At 66.5% G+C, this 24,077-nt stretch carries 17 protein-coding genes; 7 read left to right on the forward strand and 10 right to left on the reverse strand.

Features of this window, described 5'->3' with window-relative positions; genetic code table 11:
* Nucleotides 1-9: 9 nt before the first annotated feature.
* The 6 genes from BUS12_RS19090 to BUS12_RS19115 form a co-directional block, all read right to left on the reverse strand.
* Nucleotides 10-744, reverse strand: a complete 735-nt coding sequence (locus tag BUS12_RS19090) for a Crp/Fnr family transcriptional regulator (RefSeq protein WP_074298278.1) — start codon at nucleotides 742-744, stop codon at nucleotides 10-12.
* 612 nt (nucleotides 745-1,356) lie between these two features.
* Nucleotides 1,357-3,936, reverse strand: a complete 2,580-nt coding sequence (locus tag BUS12_RS19095) for a glycoside hydrolase family 2 protein (RefSeq protein WP_437123876.1) — start codon at nucleotides 3,934-3,936, stop codon at nucleotides 1,357-1,359.
* A 24-nt stretch (nucleotides 3,937-3,960) separates the two neighbouring features.
* On the reverse strand, nucleotides 3,961-4,926 hold the full coding sequence (locus BUS12_RS19100) for a DUF1839 family protein (RefSeq protein WP_253190255.1): 966 nt from the start codon (nucleotides 4,924-4,926) through the stop codon (nucleotides 3,961-3,963).
* Between the two features lie 47 nt (nucleotides 4,927-4,973).
* On the reverse strand, nucleotides 4,974-6,005 hold the full coding sequence (locus BUS12_RS19105) for an amino acid--[acyl-carrier-protein] ligase (protein WP_074298282.1): 1,032 nt from the start codon (nucleotides 6,003-6,005) through the stop codon (nucleotides 4,974-4,976).
* A gap of 1 nt (nucleotide 6,006) precedes the next feature.
* The gene (locus BUS12_RS19110; RefSeq protein ID WP_074298284.1) at nucleotides 6,007-7,281 is read right to left on the reverse strand and encodes an acyl-CoA dehydrogenase family protein; all 1,275 of its coding nucleotides are present in this window, start codon (nucleotides 7,279-7,281) and stop codon (nucleotides 6,007-6,009) included.
* A complete protein-coding gene (locus tag BUS12_RS19115) occupies nucleotides 7,278-7,529 on the reverse strand; it encodes an acyl carrier protein (RefSeq protein ID WP_074298286.1) in 252 nt (83 codons plus the stop codon). Before BUS12_RS19115 ends, BUS12_RS19110 begins: the two co-directional genes overlap by 4 nt.
* 259 nt (nucleotides 7,530-7,788) lie before the next feature.
* Here BUS12_RS19115 and BUS12_RS19120 point away from each other — a divergent pair, with 259 nt between their 5' ends.
* From BUS12_RS19120 to BUS12_RS19135, 4 genes are read left to right on the forward strand one after another with little or no spacing between them, the layout of a single operon-like run.
* A complete protein-coding gene (locus tag BUS12_RS19120; protein WP_074301580.1) occupies nucleotides 7,789-8,322 on the forward strand; it encodes a GNAT family N-acetyltransferase in 534 nt (177 codons plus the stop codon).
* 9 nt (nucleotides 8,323-8,331) lie between these two features.
* Nucleotides 8,332-9,834 carry a hypothetical protein gene (locus tag BUS12_RS19125; RefSeq protein WP_074298288.1) on the forward strand — a complete coding sequence of 501 codons (1,503 nt, stop codon included), beginning with the start codon at nucleotides 8,332-8,334 and terminating at the stop codon, nucleotides 9,832-9,834.
* Entirely contained in the window at nucleotides 9,831-11,009 is a 1,179-nt protein-coding gene (locus tag BUS12_RS19130; RefSeq protein WP_074298290.1) for a glycosyltransferase family 4 protein, read from the forward strand. The genes BUS12_RS19125 and BUS12_RS19130 overlap by 4 nt, the downstream gene beginning before the upstream one ends.
* Entirely contained in the window at nucleotides 11,006-12,157 is a 1,152-nt protein-coding gene (locus tag BUS12_RS19135; RefSeq protein WP_074298292.1) for a glycosyltransferase family 4 protein, read from the forward strand. The genes BUS12_RS19130 and BUS12_RS19135 overlap by 4 nt, the downstream gene beginning before the upstream one ends.
* Nucleotides 12,158-12,233: 76 nt before the next feature.
* On the opposite strand, the gene BUS12_RS19140 is transcribed toward BUS12_RS19135, so the two are convergent.
* On the reverse strand, nucleotides 12,234-13,409 hold the full coding sequence (locus tag BUS12_RS19140) for a glycosyltransferase family 4 protein (RefSeq protein ID WP_171991682.1): 1,176 nt from the start codon (nucleotides 13,407-13,409) through the stop codon (nucleotides 12,234-12,236).
* Between the two features lie 367 nt (nucleotides 13,410-13,776).
* Between BUS12_RS19140 and BUS12_RS19145 the strand changes: the two genes are divergently transcribed.
* Both BUS12_RS19145 and BUS12_RS19150 read left to right on the forward strand, forming a co-directional pair.
* On the forward strand, nucleotides 13,777-14,730 hold the full coding sequence (locus BUS12_RS19145) for a glycosyltransferase family 2 protein (protein ID WP_171991683.1): 954 nt from the start codon (nucleotides 13,777-13,779) through the stop codon (nucleotides 14,728-14,730).
* A gap of 42 nt (nucleotides 14,731-14,772) precedes the next feature.
* Nucleotides 14,773-15,954, forward strand: coding sequence for a glycosyltransferase family 9 protein (locus BUS12_RS19150; RefSeq protein ID WP_074298296.1), 1,182 nt, complete (start codon nucleotides 14,773-14,775; stop codon nucleotides 15,952-15,954).
* A gap of 58 nt (nucleotides 15,955-16,012) precedes the next feature.
* On the opposite strand, the gene BUS12_RS19155 is transcribed toward BUS12_RS19150, so the two are convergent.
* From BUS12_RS19155 to BUS12_RS19165, 3 genes are all read right to left on the reverse strand, one after another.
* On the reverse strand, nucleotides 16,013-17,977 hold the full coding sequence (locus BUS12_RS19155; protein WP_074298298.1) for an ArnT family glycosyltransferase: 1,965 nt from the start codon (nucleotides 17,975-17,977) through the stop codon (nucleotides 16,013-16,015).
* Nucleotides 17,978-17,989: 12 nt separating this feature from the next.
* On the reverse strand, nucleotides 17,990-19,456 hold the full coding sequence (locus tag BUS12_RS19160; RefSeq protein ID WP_074301582.1) for an oligosaccharide flippase family protein: 1,467 nt from the start codon (nucleotides 19,454-19,456) through the stop codon (nucleotides 17,990-17,992).
* A 172-nt stretch (nucleotides 19,457-19,628) separates the two neighbouring features.
* Nucleotides 19,629-21,803 carry an acyltransferase family protein gene (locus BUS12_RS19165; protein ID WP_083640520.1) on the reverse strand — a complete coding sequence of 725 codons (2,175 nt, stop codon included), beginning with the start codon at nucleotides 21,801-21,803 and terminating at the stop codon, nucleotides 19,629-19,631.
* Between the two features lie 281 nt (nucleotides 21,804-22,084).
* Here BUS12_RS19165 and BUS12_RS19170 point away from each other — a divergent pair, with 281 nt between their 5' ends.
* The gene (locus BUS12_RS19170; RefSeq protein WP_074298299.1) at nucleotides 22,085-23,953 is read left to right on the forward strand and encodes an alpha/beta fold hydrolase; all 1,869 of its coding nucleotides are present in this window, start codon (nucleotides 22,085-22,087) and stop codon (nucleotides 23,951-23,953) included.
* Nucleotides 23,954-24,077 lie beyond the last annotated feature (124 nt).

Genomic DNA, 24,077 nt, shown 5'->3' on the forward strand with positions numbered 1-24,077 from the left:
CGCGGCGGCTTAGTTGACGGCCTCGGCCTGATGCAGGCGCGGCAGCAGCCGGTCGAATTCGCGCTTCACGAGCCCGTAGCATTCGCAGGCGCGCGCTTCCAGACCTTGACGGTCGAGCACCTTGATGTGGCCGCGGCTGTGATGGATCAGGCCTTCGTCGTGCAGCTTGCCGGCCGCTTCGGTGATGCCCTCGCGGCGCACGCCGAGCATGTCTGCGATCAGTTGCTGCGTGACGGTCAGCTCGTTGGAGGCGACCCGGTCCACTTCGATGAGCAGCCACCGGCACAGTTGCTTGTTGAGCGAGTGGTGACGGTTGCAGGCGGCGGTCTGGGCGACCTGGGTGAGCAGCGCGTGCATGTAGAGCATCATCAGGCGGCGCAGCAGGTCGGAGCGCAGGAAATGCTGCTTCAGGCTCTGGGCGGTCATGCGATAGGCGAAGCCGGCGCTTTGCACCTGCACGCGGTTGGGCATGGTTTCGCCGCCGGTCAATACCGGCACGCCGGTCATGCCTTCGCGGCCGACCGCGGCGATCTCGACCGAGCTGCCGTCTTCCATCGTCGAGAGCATCGAGATGATCGCAGTGGTCGGAAAGTACACGTGATGAATTCGTTGTCCTGAATCGCAGAGCAACTGCTCGGTGCGCAGATGGACAAGTTCGAGGTGAGGGGCGAGTGCTTGCCACTCATGCGATGGCAGTGCGCCGAGCAAATGATTGCCGTGCAGATCGGATTGAAGCGTTAACATGATCGGTCCTCGCACGAAGTCGCTGACGCGACTCGTTGGTTTTTTTACCCGCCTCTGCATCCCTGGTGTATTGCCGCCTGGCGAGCGGCTATGGACGAACAGTGCGGGCCCCGTATGGCCTTTTTGCGCCGTCGTTTGAATGGTTGTTGGCGTCGGCGCTAGTGCTGCGCTTCTCATTTAGCGAGGACTGTGCCATGCAGGTCCAAAGCAAGCACTGGTGCGGCGCAGCGAAAAGCGGCATGGCGTTTTGCGAGGCAAAACGTGCGTTTTTGTTTCAATTTTGTACGACGCCCCAAGGCCACCCAGGGTTTGCCAGAGACTGTTAAATTCAACGCAAGTGATTGATAGAATTCGTTTAAAACGCGTTCTCGTAGAATCTGCATGAGGTCTTTCGCAGGGGGCGGGCTACGTGTGGTGGCGTTTGGCGCGGCGGTCCGGGATGACTCAGATTTGATTCATATGTGTTCCACCGGTTAGGTGCCCTGGCGCACGGAAGGAATTTTTGGCGAAGCGTGCGGGCGCTTGTGCTGACGTGATGACAGCGTCCGCGAAACTGCAGCAGAACGAGCGTCTGCGAGCCTTGCAGGGGAGCGGTGTGGGAGACGGGCGGATTCAGCCGTAGAACACGGGCGCGCTTGAGTTGATGGCGCGTACTTCGCCCGAGGGTGCGGGGTGTGTTGCGTCGGCGTTCATTGCCGGCAAAGGGCGCAGTGCGATCGTGCGCGGCTCGCCAGGCGGCAGATGAAACCAGTTGTCGACGGCACGGTAGTGCATATCTGCAACGTTGACGAAGCGCGCGAAGCGCTTCGCTTCGACGATCAGTTGCCAGCCGCTACCGGTGGCTTCGAGCGTGGCGCTAAGGCCCGTGTCGTAACGTTCGGCAGCGCGCCGCTCGGGCAGATGAAACGCTTGCGAGAGGATCTGTCTGCTCGCCGGATCGCGCAGCGTGGCAAACGTCACATCATGCGAACGTGGACCGAAACGATACGCATGCGTGAGATCGAAGAACTGCCCCAGACACTCCGCTGCCGCGAGACGCTGCTTGCTGCGCGGCGCGAGTTCCACCAGAGAGGTTGCGCCCGCAACCTTTACCGCGCCGTCGCGCAGGCACACCAGTTCAAGCTGTGCCGTCACGCTCTCGCAGGTCTCGTTGATGAGATGCAGGTCGAGTCCGTTGAGGCCTTCGTCGGTCATGACCACCTGAACCGGACGCAGCACCTGGGCGAGCGCGTGCCACGCGCTCTTGGGCCGTCCGGTCGAATCCACGATGCCCCAGCCGGCGCCCGCGCGCAGATCCTGGAACTGCCAGACGAGGGCGCCGCCGCACGGCGAACCGGCGCGCCGCCATTCGGCGAATACCTCGGTCATCAGCTCGGCCACCACCGCTCTCGAGAGCTCCAGATAGCGCTGCGGATCCTCGTAGCGCAGGCGGGCTGGCTCGATGCCATAGAGCGTGGCCAGGTAGTGGTCGCGCACGTCGTCGAAGTCCCAGCCGGCGCCCTGGTCGCGCGGCACGGCCGCCTTCCATCGCGGATCGTGAACTTGAATCGTGCCGAGCGCCTGCTGCAGGGTGGCGTCGTCGGGCACGTTGGCGAAGGCCAGGCATTCGGCTGCGAAGCGCACTTCGGCGCGCCGCACGTCGTCGAGTGGCCGTTGATACGCACCCACGCCGTAGTAGTGCGTGATGCCGGTGCGAGTCGAAAACGGCCACACGCCCCCGGTCGGAGAATTGTTCACATACGTTACATCGGGCCGTTCCTGCGCGGCGAGACCGGCCAGGCATTCGGTGAAAAGAGGTTGCGCGCGCATCGAAGGCGGCAGGCCGAACATCGCAGCTTGCTGATCGACCTCGCTGCCGCCGCACAGCACGGCCAGGGATGCGAAGCGGCGCGTGCGGGCCAGAAACTGCGTCGCCTCGCGACGCACGGAGGCGGCGAAGGCTTCGTCGGTGGGGTAGTCGAAGTTCGCAAAAGCGAAATCCTGCCAGATCAGGATTCCGAAACGGTCGGCGAGCGCATAGAAGGCGTCCGATTCGTACACCATCGTGCCGCCCACGCGCAGCATGTTCAGGCCGGCGTCGCGTGCGAGCGTGAAGGCGTGTTCGAGTTGCTGTGGCGTACCGGCGAGCGTGACGAGATCGGCACTGGTCCAGCAGGCGCCGCGGCAGAACAGCGGCACGCCGTTCACACGCAGGGCGAAGCCGTCGCCGTCCGCGCCGCGGTCCACTTCGATCTCTCTGAAGCCGAGCCGGCCCAGTTCGAAGCGCTGGCCGCCCAGTTCCAGCGCGACAGAATGCAGTGTGGGCGCGCCATGGGTATGCGGCCACCAGCGTTCGGCGCGCGGCACGCGCAGTTCGCCCGTGAGCGTGACTGCGTCGCGCCACTCGAGAGACGCACGGGCCGCGCCGCAATTCAACGTCGCGGGGACGGTCTCGCTCTGCGGATGCACGAAGCGCAGCGTGAGCGACACGACGCCGTCGTCGCCGTCGACGCGGCTCGCGAGGTCGATCGTATCGAAGGCTTCGCCGGCATCGCCGAGCAGTTCGATGGGGCGCCACGGACCGACGGCCTGCAGCGGCGGACACCAGCCGGGCATGTGTCCGAGCAGCGTCGTGCGGACGTTGCGCAAGGTGGGCGGCGAGGCGAGGCGAGGGCGCCAGCGGGCGCGCGAGCGGCGGGCGGCGAGCAACGGCGCGAGCGAACGGAAGCACAGGGCGAGCGTGGCCGGTCCGGTCAGCTCGAGCTCGAGATCGTGCGCGACGAACATCGAATCCGAGTCGAGCCGCTTCACGCCGTCGAGCCACACTTCGGCGAGCGTCGCGAGGCCGTGCAGACGCAGACGTTGCGGACCGCTGCCGGTCAGCGCGGGCGTCAGGCTCAGGCGATACCAGTGATCGTCGAAGGCAAACGGCGGCGGACGATCCGCGTCGAGCTGTCCAGCGGCCCGCCACGCGGCTGCCACCGTGCCGGGCACCTGCGCATCCAGCCAGCCCCCGGCAGGCCAGTCAGCCGGCGATACGCACGCGCCGGCGGCCGTGCTCACGCATTGCCAGCCCGTGTCGAGCGCACGCGGCCAGACGGTGCGGGCCTGCGTACCGTCCGCGGTTGCGAGCCCGCCGTGAGTTGTCCCGGCGGCGGGCGGTGCAGCGGCTTCGCGCACCAGGTCAGGCGGGGTGGTGGGCAAGGCGCGCACAGTGACTCCGGGCAGCGTAGCGCGTCAAAACGCGAGCGCGGCAAGCGGCGGCATGGTCTTGTCGTAGGCGTTTTCAAGCACGTCGAAGCAGTCGTTGCACAGGTCGTGGCGACCGCGCGCCATGGCCCGCACGAGGCGAAACTGCATCACCATCGACTCCGAGGCGATCTTCTGCGCCGAACCCGCAATCTCCGGAGGAATGTCGAAGCCTTGCACGGACAGCCACTGCAGGTACTTCGCCAGGAACTCGAAGTTCGCGCCCAGTTGCCGCATCAGGTTGAACGAATAGAGGTGGAAAAATTTCTCGCCGCGCGCGAGCACCGTGTCGAGCTGCTGCGGAAACTCGGCGCGCCACTGCGTGATGGGGTTGCGCATGGGACGGCGCGCCAGATGGGTACACAGCAGTTCCGCGGACGCTTCCGCGAGCGCGGTGCCTTCGAGCGCGGGCCGCACCTGCTTGGCGAATTCGACGTACGGGAACAGCAGGTCCGCCTGCCCGCTGAACTGCGGCAGCTTGCGAAACACCCCTTCGTAGTCCTCGCCTTCGAGCAGGTGATAACCGGTGTTGTGGAAATAGCCGAGGCGCTGCCCCGCCGGATCGATGAAGTCGATGCCGACGGTGGTCTTCGGATGTTCGCGCCGGTACGAAGTGGCGCGTGTGTTCGGCAGATAGTAGCCGTCCACCTCGACCAGCACCGTGTGGCCGCGCAGGGTCTGCGCCAGCACGCGGTCTTCCAGCGAGTCGTAGATCGCCAGTTCCTGCACCTGGGTGCCGTAGAGCCGCTCGAGATCCTCCAGCGGGAACTTGAAGAAGGTGAACTGGTCGCCCTCGAAGTCCTGCGTCACGGTGAACGCGAAGGCTGCCCGCGGGTCGAGCCCGAAGCCGTGCAGCAGCTCGATCCACAGGTCAACGTAGCAATTGGTCTCCTGCCAGACCCGGTCGCCCTGATGCAAGGCATGCGGCTGGTGCGAGCGCATCGGGTGGGGCATGGCCAGCGCGCGGAGCGAGCCGGTGAGCGCGGTCGTGAGCGGGGGCGTCATGCGGCGCCTCCCGCGAGTCCTTGCAGCACGCGCGCCCGGGTGTCGCCCCACAGCAGCGCGCGCACGTCGTCGGGCCAGACGTTGACGTCGAGGCCGTGATGGCGGAACAGCGCCAGCGTGATGCGCTCCATGCCGAAGCCCACGCAACCGGTATGCGCCACCGAGCCGTCCGCGCATTCGATCTTCCAGATCGCGCCGAAGTGGTCCATGTGATAGTTGAACGACAGGCAGGCCGTCTTGCCGTCGGCATTGGCCACCGGAATCAGCAGCTCGAACTTGAGCGCCTGGGCGCGCTGGCTGTCCGCGACGATCTTGCCGCCACGGCCGAAGAACGGATCGTTGGCGAGGTCGACGTCGACCGGCAACTGCAGCATGTGCACGAGCGCCGAGCCGCGTTCGATCCACATCTGACGAAACGCCATCACCTGGTCCGGGCTGCCGAGGCGCACGTATTCGCGCTGGCGGAACATCTGCATACGGGCCGGATCGAGCGACGGTTCGTGGCGGAAGCAATACGACAGCACGTCGATGGTGCGGCCTTCTTCAGGCAGCGGACCGCGCCGTGCCATCACCGGATAGATCGGATAGCAGGCAGCCGGCGTCAGCACCACGCGGGTGGGTTTCTGCTGCGCCATCCACTCGTCGCTGCGGTCGTCGTCGCGCTCGGTCATGGCGTCGTCGAGCGCGCGCAACAGGCGCTGGTGGCCCATGTCGTTGCCGCAGAACGAATGGATCGTGCCGGCGAGATTCGGGAAGCTCTTCAGATATTCGCTATCTTCGAAGTCGGTGCGGCGCATGGCCGGCGGAAAGCGCAGCACTTCCGGCTGCTGGTCGGCGCCGAGATGGGTAATCGCCACGTTCAGCCGTTCGACCACGTCCTCGAACACCTGGCTGCGGCCATACAGGCCGTTTTCGCCGGTATCGATCAGGATGCCCTTCTCGAGCAGTTCGTCGCGAAAGCTGGGGGCGGCCGGGGCGGCTTCGGCTTGCGCGGCGGCGAGGGCGGCGGTGTCGGTCATCGTGTTCATCTCAGGCTCTCCCCGGGGCGGCCGGACGCTGCGCCAGCAGCAGGCTCGCGGTGTTCTGTGCGATGCGGTCGTTGTTGATCATCAGCGGTGCGGAATACAGGTCGCGCAGATGGCGGCCCACGCTGTACTCGGTGCCGTTCTTGTAACCGGCCATGCCGCAGATCATCAGCACTTCGTGGACCACCTGCAGCGCGGTCGTCGAAATGCTGGTTTTCAACGTGTTCATGTCGGAGGCGAAGCCGAGCAGCGCCGACAGCGGCAGATCGGCCTGGCAGGCGCCCTGTTTGGCGTGATGCGCGACACGGGCGGCGTCGAGTGCGACGGCGAGGCGCGCCTGCATCATCTGCAGGAGGCCTACGGCTTCGGCGAGACGCAGGCCGGCCGGCGGCACCGAACCGGGTTTGGCGCGCGCCTGGGCGCGGAAAAACGCTTTCGCGCGATTGACCGCATCGGTGGCGATGCCGGTCCATACCGCGGCCCACAGCGTGTGCGAGATCGGCAGCATGGTCTGGTCGGCGATCTCGGCGAACGGCGTCGGCAGGATCTGCTCGGCCAGGCCGGTCGCGACGAGGCGAAAGCCCTCGCTGCAGGTGCCGCGCATGCCCATCGAATCCCAGCCGCCGCGTTTTTCGAGCGTCGTTTCGGCGCGCAACGCGACGATCATCACCTGGTCGGCCGCAGCCGATTCCGCCGTGCGGCGTGCCGTGACGAGAATGCCGTCGGCCTGCGCGCCGTAGGAGATGGTCGGCGCCAGCTTTTCGATGCGCAGGCGCTCGCCGTCGAGTTCGACCGAGCAGGCGCTGGTGCGCATGTTGCCGCCAATGGTCTCCTCGGAGGTCGCCGAGGCGAGCAGCCATTGCTGTTCGACCAGTTGCGCGAGGAGGGCCTGGTGCCACGGCGAGGCGCTGCCATGCGCTTCGATGCAGGCTACCTGGATCTGGTGCATCGCGTACACCATCGCGGTCGAAGCACAGCCTTGCGCGAGGATTTCGCAAATCGCGGCGACGTCGGCGAGCGGCAGGCCCGCGCCGCCGAACGCTTGCGGCACCAGCGCGGAGAGCAGCCGCTCGCGGCGCAGGGCGTCGAACGCTTCGCTCGGAAAGCGGGCTTCGCGGTCCACGGCGTCCGCATGCTGGGCGGCGACCTGCGCCGCGCGCTGGGCGGCGGCGCGCCAGCCGGCGTCGGCTTCGACGGCGGCGAGCGACGCGCCGCCGGCCGTCGGGTCGGGAGGTGGGCCGTCGAGCGGGCCCGCGTCGTGCATCAGCGGGGCGTTCATGCGGCCGCCTTTGCCTGTTGTAGCTCGCTCACCGCGGCGGCCAGCGAATCGATGCTGGAAAAGAGCCGGCGGGTCAGCATGCGGTCGGGAATCTCGATGTCGAACTCGTCTTCGATCGCGAGCATCAGGTGCACGGTCGCGAGCGACGACAGGCCCGCCGCGTAGAGGTCGGCGTCGTCCGCCAGGGTGTCGGGCGGCACGTCGAGACGTGCGGACTCGGAAAGAATGCGTCGCAGTGCAGTTTTCATGGGAAGGCGCCCCCTCAAGGACATGTCGCTAAGCCGCTTCTGGTTGGATTCGCCGCATTCGCCGCCCCCGGGCGGCGAATGCGTTGCCGGATGCGCCGAGCGCTGCAGGTTCGGACGATGTGTGCCGGCTGTCCGTATTTAACTGATCGCGATGCAGCATCGTCGGTGCGCTTCCGCACGGAGATTCAAGGGTCGCCGGAGGTAACGTGCAGTCATGGCAACGGGCTTGTCCCGTCAAACGAATCGCTGGGGGAATCTGATGAACTGGAAAACGCTCGAATTCGAACAGTTCACGGCACGCGAGTTGTATCTGGTCATGCGTGCGCGCAGTGCGGTGTTCGTCGTCGAACAATCCCATGTGTGTCTCGATGCCGATGGGCACGACGAGCAGGCCCTGCATGTCTTCGCAGTCGAAGACATGTCCCGGCCCATGCCGGTGATGGCGTATGCGCGCATTCAGCCTGGCGACGCGGAAGATCCGGAAGTGGTGATCGACAAGGTGTTGACGAGTCCCGCGCGGCGCGGCGACGGCACGGCGGAAATGCTGATCGAGCGGGTGTTGCAGGCGATTGCCGAGCGTTGGGCGGCGCGCGTCGTCCGGGTCACCGCGCCGGTCAGCCTGCGCGGTTTCTACGAGCAGTTCGGCTTTCGCAAGACCGAAGGTCCGTTTCTCGAACATGGGGTGCCGTTCATCGGCCTCACCTGCCAGTTGCGCGGCGCGCGCACGGCCCTGGGAAGCTGGCGCCGCGAGCGCACTGCCGCGCCGGTGGCCAGCACCTTCGAACTGCTCTAAGGGCGCGCGATGAATCGCACTGCGGCTCTGCCGTTGCCGCGCACCCGGGCGCATCCGAAGGCGAGCTCGTTGGCTTCGCGCGTCGCCGGGCCGGTGGGCATGCAGGTCAGCCTGCTGGTCGTGACGCTGGTCCTGATCGTCGCGCATCAGGGCAAGCTGCTCGAGCTGGCGTTCACCCCCATGACGGTGCCGATCGCCTGGCGGCTTTATCGCCGCTATCCGGCGCACTATCTCGGCTTCGTCTGCTGGCTGTTTTTTCTCACGCCTGAAGTGCGGCGCTTTGCCGACTTCTTCAACGGTTCGTTCAATCCGCGCAGCATGATCATGGTCGCGCCGCTGCTCGCGGCGGCCATCTCCGGCATGGCGGTGTTTACGCACTACCGCATGCTGGGGCAGCGTTGCGCCGCGCCGCTGCTGCTGATCATGACGGCGCTGCTGTACGCGTTCCTGATCGGCGTGGTGCGCGCCGGCATTGCGCCGGCGGCGTTCACGCTGTGCGGCTGGATGTTCCCCACGCTGATCGGCTTTCGCATGATCGTGACCTGGCAGGAGTATCCCGCCTATCACCGGGTGCTGCTGAAGACCTTCGTTTACGGCACCTTCGTGATGGGGGCGTACGGCGTGATCCAGTTCGTCAGCCCGCCGCCGTGGGACGCGTTCTGGCTCATCTCCTCGGGCATGGAGTCGGACGGTCTGCCCGTGCCGTTCAGCATGCGCATCTCGAGCACGATGAACTCGTCGGGTCCGTTCGGGATCGCCATCATGGTGGGCCTGTTGATGTCGCTCGCCGCGCGCGGCAAGATGCGCGCCGCCGCGGCCGTGGTGGGCGTGCCGGCGCTGTTGTTCACGTCGGTGCGGGCGGCGTGGGGCGGCTGGACGATCGGGCTGCTGTACCCGCTGGCGATGCTGGACGGCCGCAGCCGCGTCCGCCTGATCGTCGGCGTGGTGGCCTTCGCCGGCATCTGCATGCCGTTGACGATGATCGACGAAATCGCCACGCCGCTGATCAAGCGCGTCGAGTCGTTTCAGAACATCAACGACGACAGCAGCTACCGCGTGCGCGAAAACTTCTACAAGAATTTCCTGTTCACGGCCTTGTCCGATATCTCGGGCGAGGGCTTTGGAATGACCGGTATCGGCACCAAGCTGGCGGACGATCCCACCAAGGTCAACGTCGTGTTCGACAGCGGCCTGATGGAGGTGCCCTACGTGATGGGCTGGCCCGGCACGCTGCTGTATGCCACGGGCCTGCTCACGCTGATCTGGCGAGCCTTCGCCGCGAGCTACGCGCGCAAGCGGGACCGTGTGGCGATTTCCGGTGTCGGCACGGCGCTCGCGATCTTTTCGATGATGATCTTCATGAACACGCTGCAGGCGGCAGGGGGCATGTTCTTCATGATCGGCGTGGTGATGCCGGTGATCGGCCTGCGCTATTCCCGCGCCATGAATGCGCACGCGAGTCCGCACAAGACCGCGCGCGTCGATAACGTCCTATCCCCGGCGGTGCTATGAGAGTCCTGATCGTGACCCATGCCTTCGTGATCAACGACGGCCAGGGCCGGGTGAACTACGAGATCGTGCGCGCCGCGCTCGCGGCCGGCCACTCGGTGACGCTGGTCGGCTCGCAGGCGGCGCCGGCGCTGCTCGCGCTGCCGCGCGTGCGCTTCGTGCAGATCCCGGCGAGCCGTCTGCCGACCCGCCTGCTGCAGTACCAGATGTTTGCGGCGAAGAGCGCGCTGTGGATTCGCCGCCACCGCGCCGAGTTCGACGTGATTCACGTGAACGGTTTCATCACGTGGGCCCGCGCCGATGTGAACACAGTCCACTTCGTGCACGACGGCTGGTATCGCTGCGGCTTCTATCCGTTCCGGATTCGCGACGGCGCGTATCCGGCCTATCAGGTGCTCTATACGCGCCTGAACGCCTGGTGCGAGAAGCGCGCCTTGCGCCGCGCACGGGTGGTCGTGCCGGTGTCGCTCAAGGTGGCGGCCGAGGTGCGCGCGCTCGGCATCGGCGATGAGCGGATGCAGGTGATCCACAACGGCGTCGACGTGACGGAGTTTGCGCCCGGCGCGGCGGAGCGTGCGCGCTTCGGCTTGCCCGAGGCGCCGTTCATGCTGCTGTTCGCGGGCGACCTGCGCCTGTCGCGCAAGAACCTCGACGCGGTGCTGCGCGCGCTCGTGTCGATGCCGCCGCACGTGCATCTCGCCGTGGCCGGCGCGCTGCGCAACAGCCCGTATCCCGCCCTGGCGCAGACGCTGGGCGTCGCAGAGCGGGTGCATTTCGTCGAATTCGTGAAGGACATGCCGGCGCTCATGCGCTCCGTGGATGCGTTCGTGTTTCCGTCGCGCTACGAGGCGATGAGCCTCGTGATGCTGGAGGCGCTCGCGAGCGCACTGCCGGTGGTGACCGCCGCGACGGCCGGCGGCGCCGAAGTGATCGACGACGACTGCGGCGTCGTGCTGGGGAGTCCTGAGGATGTGGCCGGTCTCGCCGCGGCGGTGACGCGGCTCGCCTCTGACCCGGCCTATGCCGGCGCCATGGGACGCGCCGCGCGCGAGCGGGCCCAGACGCTCAGCTGGCAAAACATGGCGACGCGCTATCTGTCGCTCTACGAGGAGCTCTGCGCGCGGCGGGTGCCGCAACTCGCCCCGGTCGGGGGCTTTAGCGTGTCGACCGAAACATGAGCACGATCGATTCGCTGCAGATCGGCATGCACTGGTTCGGCGAGCGCCCAGGGGGCCTCGATCGCATGTTCAAGGAGCTGATCGAGTCGCTGCCCGGCCAGGGCGTGACGGTGCGCGGCCTGGTGGCCGGCAGCACAGGCGTGCTGGCCGACTCGCATGGCGTCGTCGACGCCTTCGCGGCGGCACAGGAGCCGCTCAGAACCCGGATGTGGCAGATGCGCGCGCACTCGCGCCGGCTCAAGCGCGTGTCGGTTCCCGATGTGGTGGCCACGCACTTCGCGTTGTATGCGGCCCCGACCATCGGGGTGTTTCCGCGTGTGCCGCGCGTCGTGCATTTTCACGGACCGTGGGCGGCCGAAAGCACGGCGGAAGGACGCGGCGGGGTATCGCGCGCGTTTCGCCATGCGCTCGAGTGGTCGGTGTATCGGGGCGCCCAGCGCCATATCGTGCTCTCGCACGCGTTCGGCGACATCCTGCGCAAAAGCTATGGGGTCTCGGACGAGACGATCCGTGTCGTGCCCGGATGCGTCGATGTCGACCACTTCCATACGTCGCTCACGCGGCAGCAGGCGCGCGCCGCACTGGGCTTGCCGAACGACCGCCCGCAGATCTTCTGCATCCGGCGTCTGGTGTCGCGCATGGGCCTCGAAAATCTGATCGATGCGATGTTTGTGGTCAAGCAGGCGGTGCCCGATGTGTTGCTGACGATCGCGGGGAAAGGCCCGCTGGAGTCGGCGCTGCTGATGCGGATCGAGCAGCGCGGACTCACTGGGCACGTCAAGCTGGCCGGTTTCGTCGCCGACGCCGCGTTACCCCTGTGGTACCGCAGCGCGGACGTGACGGTGGTGCCGACCGTCGCGCTCGAAGGCTTCGGCCTGACGACGGCGGAGTCGCTGGCGGCCGGCACGCCGGCGCTGGTGACGCCTGTGGGCGGCCTGCCGGAAGTGGTGGCGCCGCTCTCGCCGGATCTGGTGCTGGGTTCGGTCGGCTTTCATGCAATCGGCAGCGGCATCGTGGATGCGCTGCTGGGGCGCCGGGTGTTGCCGGGCAGCGAGGCCTGCAGTGCCTACGCGCGTGCAAACTTCGACCGCGCGGTGGTCGCGGCTCAGGTGGCCGATGTGTATCGGGAAGCGGTGAGCGAGCGCTGATGCGCTGACTGCACGTTGACGCACCGGCGCACCGACGCGCTGAGGGATGCCGCCGCACCCGAAGCGGCCGCGCGGCTTACTCGTACAGCAGCGCGGTGCGCTCCGCCATGCGTTGTTTGGAAAACAGCGCCTTGCCCTTCAGCACGGCATTGGCGGCGGTGCGCTGACGCAACTGCACATCCTCGAGCAACGTCGCGATGATGCGCGCGAGCGGTTCCGGCTCGTCGAACGGCGTGATGAAGCCGCACTCGCCGTCTTCGATCTGATCGCGCGAACCGCCGCTCGGCGTGCGCACCGGCAGCAGTCCCGCGCACATCGCCTCCGCGACGACCAGCCCGAACCCTTCATAGCGGCTGGGCAGCACGAACACGTCGCTGGCCCAATACACCGCCGGCAGATTTTTCACGAAACCGAGGAACGTGAAGAGTTCCGCGCCGGTGCCGTCCTTGAAGGCGTAGGCCTTGATCTCCTCTTCCTGATCGCCCGAGCCGACAAACACCACCCGGAACCTGGCCGTGGGCAGACGTGTCTTGACGATCCGCGCGGCATCGATCAGCACGTCGTGCCCCTTGTTCCACGAGAGACGGCCAGCCAGCAGGAAAATGCATTCGTCGTCGGCGATGTTCAACGCCCGGCGCGCGGCCAGACGTTCCGCGGGCGAAGGCTCACGGTAGGCGTCCGAATCGATGCCGAGCGGAATGTGAATGACCTTGGCCAGCGGCAGACCCACGTCGCCGAGCAGCCAGTCGCGGATTTCGAGCGAGGTGGCGATCAGGGCCTTGGGCGAGGCGAGCGTAAACAGCAGCCGGTATTTCAGCGACTGCTGACGCCGTCTGGTTTGCGACGTCATCTGTTGCGGATCGGTGCCGTGCAGCGAGGGGTGGAAGGTGGCGACGCAGCGCACGCCGGTCAGCAGGCGCAGCAACGCCGCGAGCGGCAGCGCCGAGAAGCCGTGGCCGTGCAGGATCGACACGTGGTGCTGCTTCATGACATGCCGGCAACGCGCGATGTGGCGGATCGACGGCGTGACCGTATTCAATCCTTCGATCACTTCCCAGTGCTCGACGAGCGACATCAGATTGCGATAGCGCATCTCCGAGCGGGCGTCGTAGTCGACCGCGCCGCTTATCACGATGACGCGCCAGCCATTGCGTTTCAAGGCGCCAATCAGGGTTTCGCAATGGGACGCCACGCCGTCGTTACAGTGCACCGAGCGCAGTAAAAAGCCGACTGTTTTACTCTTGTCTTGCACTGCTGCTCCCCTGTCCATAGCCGGTCTGTGCGGGCGTCGAGCGCGCCGCCGGGCGAACCGTCCCGGCGCGTCGCTCACGTGCCTTATCAGATTGCATTTCATCGACGCGCGCCGCCGGCGTCGGTTCGGCAGCACACGCAGCGCAGCATGGCCGCGCCGGCGCGGACGGGTCGGCCCGAGATCCGGGCGGCGGGACGCATGGCGCCGAAGGGAGGGCGAGCGCACAGACGGTAGAAGCCGCAGCTTTCATGATCACGATGCAGCGCACCATGCGGCGGTTTCGTAGCGGATGGCGCGCGTTAGGCAGATTCAGACAGGTGTGCCCGAGCGTGGCGCACCACGACGATTTCCCAGGCGGAGTGCGGCGATGAGCAACCCAGGGCCAGTGGCGCAAGCCGACTTGGCGATAGCGGAACCGGGCAACCCACCGGACTGGCAGCCGGCCTTCGCCGTTTGCGTGACGACCATGAACCGGGTCGACACGCTGGCGGCGTGCCTCGCCAATCTGGCGCGTTGCGAGCCGCCCGCGGCGCTCGTGGTGGTGAGCGACGATTCGCCCGAGCCGGCCGTGCGTGCGGCCAACGAAGCGGTGGTGGCCGCTCACGCCGGCGTCGTGTATCTCGCCGGACCGCGGCGCGGCGTCTGCGCCAATCGCAACAACGCAGTGAAATACTGCCTGGAACACGCGCCGAAATGCGACTACGTGTCGTTCGTCGACGACGACATTCTGGTCTACGCCGATTTCTTCGCCGTCGCGCGTCAGCATTTCGCCAGTCTGCCCGTCCTGCAGCGGCGCATGACGATGCTGACGGGCGGGGCGTCGAGCGGTCCAGGCCTGCACGAGTGCAAGCCGGTGCGCCTGTCGTTCACCGGCTATTTCAAGGAAGGCCGCGAGCCGCAGTGCGTGAACCTGCATGCGTCGGTCTTTCCGCTGGCGCTATTCACCCACGACCTGTGGGACGAAAACATTTTCTTCGGCACCGAAGATGCCGAGTTGTCCTTACGAGCGCTTAGGCGCGGCTACCGGATCGATCTGGAGCCCGCCTTGTGCTCGCGGGACACCATGCCGGGCGGCGGCGTCCTGAACGGCGCCGGTGCGGTGGACGGGCTCACGCGCTATCAGCTGAATTGCGAGGCGGCGCGCCTTTATATCGGCGTGAAACGATATCGGCTGATCGAGCCTAGCCTGTCGCGTTGCGCGGCTTTCTTGCTGATCTATTTTGGTCATCTCACACTGTATCTGGCGCGGCGCCGGGCGTTGTCCCAGCTCGTGCCGATCGTCAGGATATCGAAGGTATGGCGTGCCGGCGTGCAAGGCTGAGTGGCGCCGCGCCGTGCGGATGTCGAACCTGGAGGAGTCGCAATGGGGTGGAAGGGCGCATTACTGGAGATACCAGTCTGGGCGGCCGGGCAGTTTCATCGGCCGCGCATCGATCCGCTGCGCGAGACGCCGCGCGATATTCTCGTGCTGCGGCCCAACGATTTCGGCGACCTGCTGACCACGACGCCGCTCTTTCAGGCCTTGCGATGGCGCTTTCCGTCGACCCGCATCGTGGCCGGCGTGGGCCGCTGGGGGCGTCCGATCCTCGAGAACAATCCTTATGTCGACGAGATCGTCGAGCTCGACGCACCGTGGAACAACAAGGTCGTGCGCAACCAGTCGCCGCTCGACGTGGCGCAGTTCATCTGGCGCTCCGGGCAGGTTGCGGCCTTGCGCCGCCGCAATGGCTTCGACGTCGGCATCGATGTGCTCGGCTCGCACGTGGGCGCCTTGCTGATGATGCGCGCGAAAGTCCGCTACCGGGTAGGCGTGCGCGGGTATCGCGGCGGCTGGAGTGCCTGCCGTTCGCATATCGTGTTTACACCGGAGATCCACGTGGCGCGGGCGGCGCTGGCGCAGGCCGAATTGCTCGGCGCCAGCAGGCTCCCGGAGCCGCGGCCGCAGTTGTACCTCACCGACACCGAGCGCGCGCAAGCCGCCGCGCTCTGGCGCACGGCCGGTTCCAGCCAGCCTGAACCGCTGCGTCTGCTGGTGGGTTGCGCGGCCGGTCTGGTCGAGAAGAGCTGGCCGGCACAGGCGTTGATCGCGGCGCTCGAGGCCCTCTCGCACGCGCTCGGTCACGCGCTCGATATCGTGGTGGTCGGCGGTGCCGCCGATGAGGCGAAAGCCGCCGAGATCGTCGCGGCTTGCGGCAGCGGCGTGACGATCCGCTCGCTTGCCGGCCGAGTCTCGTTGCGGGGCACTTTTGCGCTCGCCGAGCAGGCCGACGTGGTGTTGACCAATCCGTCGATGCTCCTGCATGCGGCCGCCGCTTTTCGCCGTCCCACGGTGGCGGTGCTGGGTGGCACGTTTGCCGATGCGAAAGCGCACGATACCGTCTGGGGCTACGCGCCGCCGTATAGCAGCGTGGCGCCGTTGAAGAGCGCCACGGGCGCCGCTGCGGGCAACTGGCCGACCGTGGAGCAGGTCGTGCAGGCAGTGCTGCGCGCCATGCAGTTGCGCGGCGAAACGCAGCGCACCTTGAGCACGGAAGCACGCGGCTGAGACCCGGCCGAATGGGCCATCCATGCCCGCGCATGCCGCGCGTGGCGGGTCCGTCTCCCTACCGTTCGAGGATCGCGTCGAACCACACCTGATGGCTGGTCGAGCCGGCATTCGTTTCCTGAGCGACTTCCACTTCGTACCGATGCACCTGTCCGTCTCCGGAGACCGGGAACTTGTAGGTCGAGTCGAATACCGGCGCGTAGAGATCCACCGTGTCGAGCAGCACGCCGTCGCGATAGACATTAGCCATGCCGGACGATGCCTGACGCAGGAAGCGCAGATCGAACGGTCGATCGGACGAGAACGCTACGCGGGCACCGGGCGTCGCGCTCACGAGGGCATGGCGAAAGGTGGCATACGGTTGCGACGTCTCGGCCCATCCTGCTGCCGGTTCGGGTTTGCGGATCGCCTTGTAGGGTTCGCTGCCGATCCGGTAGATCGTGTAGAGATAGGCTGGATTGGCGTAGACCTGCGAAAGCCGCGCGAGGAAGCTGGCGCGATCCTGTTCGGTCTTCATGTCGCGGGTTAGCGAGAGCGGAAACGGATCCTCGTCGGCGATGAACTTGATGTTGTTTTGCGTGACGTATTCGTCGATCGTCTTGTTCATGCGCGCGTGATAGGCGTTCATGTTGACCACACCGTCCAGGTTGACGGCCCGGCCCTTGTCGTAGAAGTAGCCGGTGTTGCCGGTCTGGAACGCGCCCACGGTGTCGCCGGGCCGCGCGATGCGGTTCAGCACCCGGATGCCGTCATACCAGCCATACGTGCGCGTCTCTTCCGACAGCAGCTTGGCCTTCGAGGTCACACCGAAGCAGACCAGCGGCAAAACCACGGCGGCGGCTATCGTGGAGCCGCGCAGGCGGGCGGGAAAGCGCAGCGAAGCGAGCAGGCCGGTTGCGGCCACGGTCACGAGGATCGTGAAGGCGAAGATCGGCGGCAGGAAATAACGCTCATACGGCATCAGGCCGTAGAGGATATTGCCGAGCGTGTACAGGCCGCCCACCCCGGCGACGAACAGGATCTGGCGGCGGCTCGCGGGAAAGCTTCGATAGCTGAAGACCGCCGTTGCGACCAGCACCACAGCCGTGATCAGCGCAACGGGCCTCGACCACGTCGTCGAGAAGGGATCGTAGCCGTTCACCGAGGTGATGCCCACCAGCATCCGGCCGATGATGTAAAAGGCGCATAGCACGTGGTTGCGCAGTTCGGCCTGCGACTGGTTCGACAGCGGCGAGGAGAACAGACTCGATTTGCCCGTGGTCACCTGGCCGCTGGTCGGCAACGGCGAACCATAGTGAAGCTGGTTCCAGAGGCAATACGGACCGACCACCAGCGCGAACACCGCGAGCGTCACGATCAGGAATGCCAGGGTTTCCCGGCGGCTGGCCCGCTTGCCGGACAGGAAATACAGCAGCGTGACGGCGACGAGAAAGGCCGCGTCGACCCGGGCCAGAAAGGTGACACCCAGCAAAGCGCCTAGCGCGAGCGCCTTGCGCGTGGCGTGCTCGCCGATCTCGAGCGACACGACGTAGGTCATGGTCGCCGCGACCATCATCGTCGAGAGTCCGGTTTCGAGGCCGAGGCTGCCGTTGCGGGCGATCGCGAGATTGAACGCCCACAACGCGGCCGCGGCGATGCCGCTCCACTGGCGCTTCGTCAGCCGGGCGACGATGGCGTAGATGAACACCACGGTGACGCTATTGCAGATGGCGAGCAGCGTCTCGGCCAGATACACCGGAATTTCCAGATTCTTCGGGAAAATCCAGAAGACCGGCACCATCAGCCACACATAGAGCGGCTGGTAACCGCTCGTGAATACGACTCCGTCGAAGGTTTCTCCGAGCCCCAGCGCAATGTTGCGGGCGATTTTCAGCGAGTAGCCGAAGTCCTCGAACAGCCAGAAATTCGTGACCCATTCGATCGAGCGGTAGATGAAGACCGCGCGCCAGGCGAAGGCCAGCAGCACCAGGGCCATCAGGATGAAGAGCGGGTCGATCTTGAGGGGCGCTTTGATGGTTTTCACGAGTGACCCGAATTAGTGAGAACCGGCCGGCAAGGAGACCCGGGTCCAGAGCTTGCGCGCGAGTGCGCGCAATTCCTGCGAGCGGTACAGCGACCACGCGAGGTTCGCGCCGGTCATGACGCAGGCCGCGGCGATGATGGCGGGCAAGCCGCTCAGATTGCAGGCGAGCGCAAGCGAGACCAGCAGGAACGACAGATGCGCCAGCATGCTCGTGACAATTGCGCGCACATGCAGGCGCGCGAAGTAGAGGTAGGCGCCATAGTCGAACAGCGCCTTGGCGACCACGACGCTGCCGGCGCCCACCAGTCCGAACAGATGGGTCGCAAACCAGAGCGACGCGACGAACACCGGCAGTTGCAGCCAGCTCACCCGCGCGACGTAGGCCGGATTGGCCTGGGCCTGGATCAGGATGCCGAGAATGCCCGACTGGCCCGCGAGCCACACGCCGAGCACGAGGATGCGCCCAACCGGCGCCGACGCCGCAGCGATGGGCGCGCCGAGCCAGATCGTCAGAAACGGCGCGAGCGCGAATAACGCGACGATCATGCAGGGCGTGAACGCGCCGTTGAGGAACGCCAGCGCATCGCGGGCGAGATCGTCGGCGTCGGTGCGCGAGGCGGCCGAGAGACGCGGAAACAGCGAGCGCAGCATCGCGCTCGGCAGCATGTTCAGGCGTTGCACGAGGTTTTGCGGCGTCGCGTAGTAAGTGACGAAGCGCGCGCCGAGTATCGAGCCCACCAGCACCCGGTCGAGCGAGCCGGAAATCGCGCCCGCGCCGGAAAACAGCAGCATCCATTTGCCGTAGCCGAACAGCTCGCCGATCACGCGCCGTTCGGGCCAGCGCATGCGCTTGATGCCGAGTGCGCGGAACGTCGCGATGCCGAGCAGGATGCCGGCGATCAGGCGCGCCGCGACGGCCGCCGGAATCACCACCGCGAGCGACGGCGAAAAGCAGTAGATGGCGGCGAGCGGTAGCAACTGGAACAGCATCGTGCCCAGGGTCTGGTTCGCGTTATAGCTGGCAAAACGCTCGACCGCGGTGATGGCGCCGGCGAACACCCAGGTGACGTTGGCAAGCGGCACGGCGATCGCGATCCACGGCAGCGCGCTCATGACTTCGCGGCGGAAAGCGGGTTCGATATGCACGCCGTACGAGACGTAGAAATAGGTGCCGAAGTACACCATCAGGCCGCCCAGCACCCCGGTGCCGAGATTGAGAAAGCAGGCCCCCCAGAAGATCCGCTCGACCGAATCGTCCTGCGCTTCGCGGACTTTCGCGATCTGGTTCTCGGTGGCGAGGCTGGTGCCCAGATCGAGCAGGCTGAAGTAGCCGATCAGCGCCCACACGAGATTGATCACACCGTAGCGCTCGACGCCCATCAGATGAATGTACGCCGGCACGGTCGCGAGCGACACGATGGTCGGTGCGATCAACCCGGCGAAGTTGATGACGATATTCTTGAGAAGGGTTTTTTCCATGTGACCGGCGGGCTTGCGGCGAAAGGAGGCGACCGGCGCGTGGCGCCAGGCGCCCGATGCATCCACGCGACGCCCTGTTAGCCGCGATAGTGCCAGCGCAAGCCGCTCGTGTTTGTGCGAGGCCGCACCCAGTGGCACAGTCGGCCGCGCCGGCGCCGCCTGGGCATGGCGCTCACCCCGGCGACGCCAGCAGGCCGAGAAGCTGCGGCTTGAACAGGAGCGCCCCCTGGGCGCTGACGTGATTGTCGTCGTCATAGACCGGCACGCCATTCAGCACCGCATGGCACAGCGTGCCGTCGCACAACGCCGGGGTGGCGTCGAACAGCTTCACGCCGGGCGTTGCCCCCATGCGCTCGACGAGCGCGCGGTTGAACGCCTGGTCGGCCCGGTCCGCGGCCGCGGCAGGTTCGACCCGCGCGGGGTCCGCGTACGAGCGCGGTAACAGGTAGCCCTTCAGCGTGGGCGGATTCTGGAAGATCACGACCCGCGGCGTACTCTCGAGCAGCGCCTTGACCGTGAGCGGAAGCTGGCTGGCGAGGGCGTCGCGCGAACGGGTCTGGGTGGCGTCCGCATGCGCATCGGTGGTCACGAAATGGGTGGCCTTCTGCAGTTCGCCGTCGCTGATCCAGCCGTTGCTGTAGAGGCTCCAGCGCGCCACCAGAAACACCACCGCGGGCTTGAGGCTGTGAAGCGAAGCGACGATCGGCTCGGCGAGCCCCAACTGGCTGCAGAACTTGCCGCTCTCCGCGCCGTCGCTGCGCCGCGTATCGAGCAGCGGCGGGCAACCGAGATGCGAGAACAGCATGAGGCGATAGTTGCGCTCCTGCGCCATCGCGACGAAAACGGGTAGCCATGCCCCCGCGTGCGAGTCGCCCCACACCACCATCAGCGGTCCCGTGGCCGCGCTGTTGTAGGCCTTGCAAAACGAGTCCGCTTGCGCGTTGGCGAGATGGCAGGGTTCCTCGGGAACCTGATGTCTGAGCGACAGGTTGAGCGCAACCTGCGCGATGCCGGCATTCTGCGCCACCGGGCGCGACGGCACGCCGCCTTTCGCGTAGAGGAGCGCGCCGCTTGCCGCCAGCGCCGCGAGCGCGGCGCACAGCGTGCCGATCTTCAGCGGGTTGTTTTTCCAGGCACGCAGAGGACGTTCGAGCAGTTGATAGGTCAGCGTTGCCAGGACGAAGCTCGCCGCCAGCAGGGCCAGCTTCGTGCCGTTCGAGACGAGGCCGACGTCGATGATATTGGCGAGCGAGAGCAGCGGCCAGTGCCAGAGATAGAGCGGATAGCTGATCAGGCCGATTGCAACCATGAGGCGGTTGCCGAGCAGCTTGCGGTTGAGCCACGCGTCGGGCCCGGCGGCAATGATCAGGAAGGCGCCGACGGTCGGCAGCAGGGCGCGCCAGCCGGGAAAGACGTCGTTCTTGTCCAGCAGAAGCAGCGCCGCCGCGATGACAGCGAGGCCCGCCAGCGACAGGCGATTGCCCTGTTTCGACAGGCTCGCGGGCCGATGCAGCAGGACGTAGGCCAGCACGCTGCCGATCATCAGTTCCCACACGCGCGAGAGCGGCGAATAGAACGCGGCGGTCGGATCGGCCTTGACGGTGAGCATATTGACCGCGAACGACGCGCTGCCGACGATCGCCATGAGCGCGAGAAACCCGAGCTTGCGCCGCCATGCGAAGCTGACCAGCAAGGGCCAGAAAATATAGAACTGCTCTTCGATGCCGAGCGACCACAAATGCAGCAGCGGTTTGGTGGCGGCCGTATTGTCGAAGTAACCGGACTCGCGCCACAGCGCGATATTCGAAATGAAGCCGGCGCCGGTAAACACATGCTTGCCGAGCTGCTGATATTCGTCGGGCATCAGCGTGTACCAGCCGAACGCGAGACTCGCGAACAGTACGAGCACGAGCGCCGGGAAGATCCGCTTGATGCGCCGCATGTAGAACTCGGCGTAGCTGAAGCGGTTTTCTTCGAGGCTTTCGAAAATGATGGTGCTGATCAGGAAGCCCGAGATGACGAAGAAGATGTCCACGCCGATGAAACCGCCGCGCACGAGCGACGGGAACGCGTGAAAGCCCAGCACCGAGAGGACCGCGATAGCGCGCAGGCCGTCGATGTCGCGCCGGTACTTCGGTGCATGCAGAGGCCGCAGATGCGGCTGCGGACGTGGCTGCGCGGTCGCGCCGTGCGCCGGCCGCTTCGGGTGAGCCGGGCGGTCCGCGCTGGTGTCCCGGAACAGGGCGGCCGGCAGCGCCGTCGCGGCCGCTGCGCCTCCTTCGAGGTCGGCGGACGCTACGCGGGCTTCGGTCTCAGGCAATGAAGCGCCCTGGCTCTTGAATGGCATAGTGGACTCGTGCTGGGTGATTCGGCGGACGACGGCTCGCGCAACGCCTGCCGGGCCGCTGCACGCGCCCGCAGGCGTGGTCATCGCCCCGATTGTGAGACCTGGCCGCGACGCAATGTGTGGGCGGCCGTACAGATAGGCGGACGCGCGTTTGATTAAATTCCAACAAACACCTGACACACAGGCTTGCAAATACCAAATCGAGTTGCGGCGATGCCGATGCGATCGCGTGCCTTGCTGGCGCGCTTCGCTCCGGGGTCGCGATCGCACGAGGAATCACCATGAGACCTGTCGTCTTCGACGGCTGTGCGGGTTGGCTTCATGCGGGGAAAGGACGCCACGGCGTGGTGCTCTGCAATCCGTTCGGCTACGACGCGTTGTGCACCCACCGGGGCTGGCGCCGGCTGGCGGAACGGCTCGCCGCGGCGGGCATGCCGGTGCTGCGCTTCGACTACCCGGGAACCGGCGATTCGGCCGGCAGCGAAGAAGAGCGTGGCCGGGTCGATGCATGGCTCGCGAGCATCGCGTCGGCGATCCGCTATCTGCGCAGCAGCACGGGCGTCGAGCGGGTGTCGCTGTGCGGACTGCGCCTCGGCGCCACGCTTGCCGCACTTGCGGCGCAACGCAGCGGTGAGGTGGAGTCGCTGGTGCTTCTTTCGCCGGCGCTGTCGGGGAAGAACTATCTGCGCGAATTGCGGGCGCATCGCCAGAGCTGGTTGAGCACACCCGACGGCATCAACGCACAGCCCATTGCCGAGGGTACGGCCTATGTCGAGGCCTTCGGCTTCGGCGTGCACGGCGACGACATCGCGCAACTCGCGGCCATCGACTTGCGCCGCGATACCACGGCGCCCGCATCTCGCGTGATGATGCTCGATGCCAGCGACCGGGCGCGCGCCGCTGCGCTTGTGGATCACTACGCGGCGCATGGCGTGGCCGTTGAACGGCGTGCGTTCGACGAGGCCGATCGTTTTCTCATCGAAGCGCTTTATAGCGTGGAACCGGTCGAGGCGTTTTCCGCGGTTGCGGAATGGCTTGCCGCGCTGCCCGAGGCGAAGCGGGATGCAGGTGACGCGCATGGAGCGCATGACACGCATGACACGGCCAGCCACGCGGCCCTGCCTGCCGCCGGCCGCGAAGAAGAGGACCCCGAACAACCGTTGCTGCCTTTGCCGGAGGCGCAAGCCGTCGAGCGTCCAGTGGTTTTCGGTGCGTACTTCGGCGTGCATTGCCAGCCCGATACCCCGCGCGCCGAGGCGCCGGCCGTGCTGTTCATCAATACCGGCGCCAGTCATCACATTGGCGACGGCCGCATTTTCGTCCTGTTCGCCCGCCGGCTCGCCGCGCTTGGCATCGCCTCGCTGCGCATGGATCTGGGCGGCCTTGGCGACAGTACGCCGGCGGCGCAGAGCGTCACGCTCGATACGATCTACGCGCCGCAGTCCTGCGCCGATGCCATGGCCGGCGCGGACTGGCTGGTCGCGCAGGGGCACCGCCAGGTGGTGACGTTCGGGGTCTGCGGCGGGGCGTTCGTCGGCTTGCATGCCTGTGCACACCATCCCCAGATGACCGCCTGTTTCGGCGTGAATCTGCAGAAGTTCATCTGGGATGGCGAAGCGCGCTCGCCCGGCACGGCCGGTCTCGCCTCGTCGCGAGTCTTGCGGCGCTCGGCGCTGCGGCTCGACAAATGGAAGCGTGTGCTGCGCGGCGAAACCTCGCTGCTGCGGGTGTTGCGCGGCCTGTCGCAACGCGGCGCGCGCAGCGTGCTGTTGCGCGTGGCCGAGCGGATCGAGCAGGTCACCGGGCTCTCCCTCGTGCGCAACGAGGCGGTTGGGCTGCTGCAGAAGCTCGAGAGAAAAGGCGTCGACGTGCATCTCGTGTACGGCGAATACGACCTCGGGGTCGACGAACTGAAGATCCAGTTCGGCGCGAGGCTGCGCGCGCTGCGGCGCTTTTCGCGGGTCCGGGTGCTGACTTTGCCGACACTGGATCATGCGTTGTTCACCCGCGAGGCGCGCGAGGCGGCCATGGCCGATGCGCAGGCGTGGTTGCTCGAGCGCTGCGTGGCGTCGCCCGCCGCGTCCGGACATCACGGCGCGGTGCGCCCGGCCGGCGCGCCGGTGGGCGGCGTGCTCGGCAATGCGCCGTAAGCGCAGTGTCGCCGCGTGCGGCGACCGCATCGCGCGAAGCCAGTGTGGTCGCACGAACAGACCGGCGTTTGCGGCGATGCTTCAATGCCTCTGTCGCGGCGGACCGCGCGATCTCGGCGCTTCG

Origin of the sequence: Paraburkholderia phenazinium (assembly GCF_900142845.1) — a bacterium.
Classification (GTDB): domain Bacteria; phylum Pseudomonadota; class Gammaproteobacteria; order Burkholderiales; family Burkholderiaceae; genus Paraburkholderia; species Paraburkholderia phenazinium_A.

Coding starts and splice junctions, on each gene's coding strand:
- BUS12_RS19170 (WP_074298299.1), top strand. CDS start 22,085: ATGAGACCTGTCGTCTTCGACGGCTGTGCGGGTTGGCTTCATGCGGGG.
- BUS12_RS19160 (WP_074301582.1), bottom strand. CDS start 19,456: ATGGAAAAAACCCTTCTCAAGAATATCGTCATCAACTTCGCCGGGTTG.
- BUS12_RS19150 (WP_074298296.1), top strand. CDS start 14,773: ATGGGGTGGAAGGGCGCATTACTGGAGATACCAGTCTGGGCGGCCGGG.
- BUS12_RS19110 (WP_074298284.1), bottom strand. CDS start 7,281: ATGAACGCCCCGCTGATGCACGACGCGGGCCCGCTCGACGGCCCACCT.
- BUS12_RS19120 (WP_074301580.1), top strand. CDS start 7,789: ATGAACTGGAAAACGCTCGAATTCGAACAGTTCACGGCACGCGAGTTG.
- BUS12_RS19100 (WP_253190255.1), bottom strand. CDS start 4,926: ATGCCCCACCCGATGCGCTCGCACCAGCCGCATGCCTTGCATCAGGGC.
- BUS12_RS19130 (WP_074298290.1), top strand. CDS start 9,831: ATGAGAGTCCTGATCGTGACCCATGCCTTCGTGATCAACGACGGCCAG.
- BUS12_RS19145 (WP_171991683.1), top strand. CDS start 13,777: ATGAGCAACCCAGGGCCAGTGGCGCAAGCCGACTTGGCGATAGCGGAA.
- BUS12_RS19125 (WP_074298288.1), top strand. CDS start 8,332: ATGAATCGCACTGCGGCTCTGCCGTTGCCGCGCACCCGGGCGCATCCG.
- BUS12_RS19105 (WP_074298282.1), bottom strand. CDS start 6,005: ATGAACACGATGACCGACACCGCCGCCCTCGCCGCCGCGCAAGCCGAA.
- BUS12_RS19165 (WP_083640520.1), bottom strand. CDS start 21,803: ATGCCATTCAAGAGCCAGGGCGCTTCATTGCCTGAGACCGAAGCCCGC.
- BUS12_RS19090 (WP_074298278.1), bottom strand. CDS start 744: ATGTTAACGCTTCAATCCGATCTGCACGGCAATCATTTGCTCGGCGCA.
- BUS12_RS19135 (WP_074298292.1), top strand. CDS start 11,006: ATGAGCACGATCGATTCGCTGCAGATCGGCATGCACTGGTTCGGCGAG.
- BUS12_RS19115 (WP_074298286.1), bottom strand. CDS start 7,529: ATGAAAACTGCACTGCGACGCATTCTTTCCGAGTCCGCACGTCTCGAC.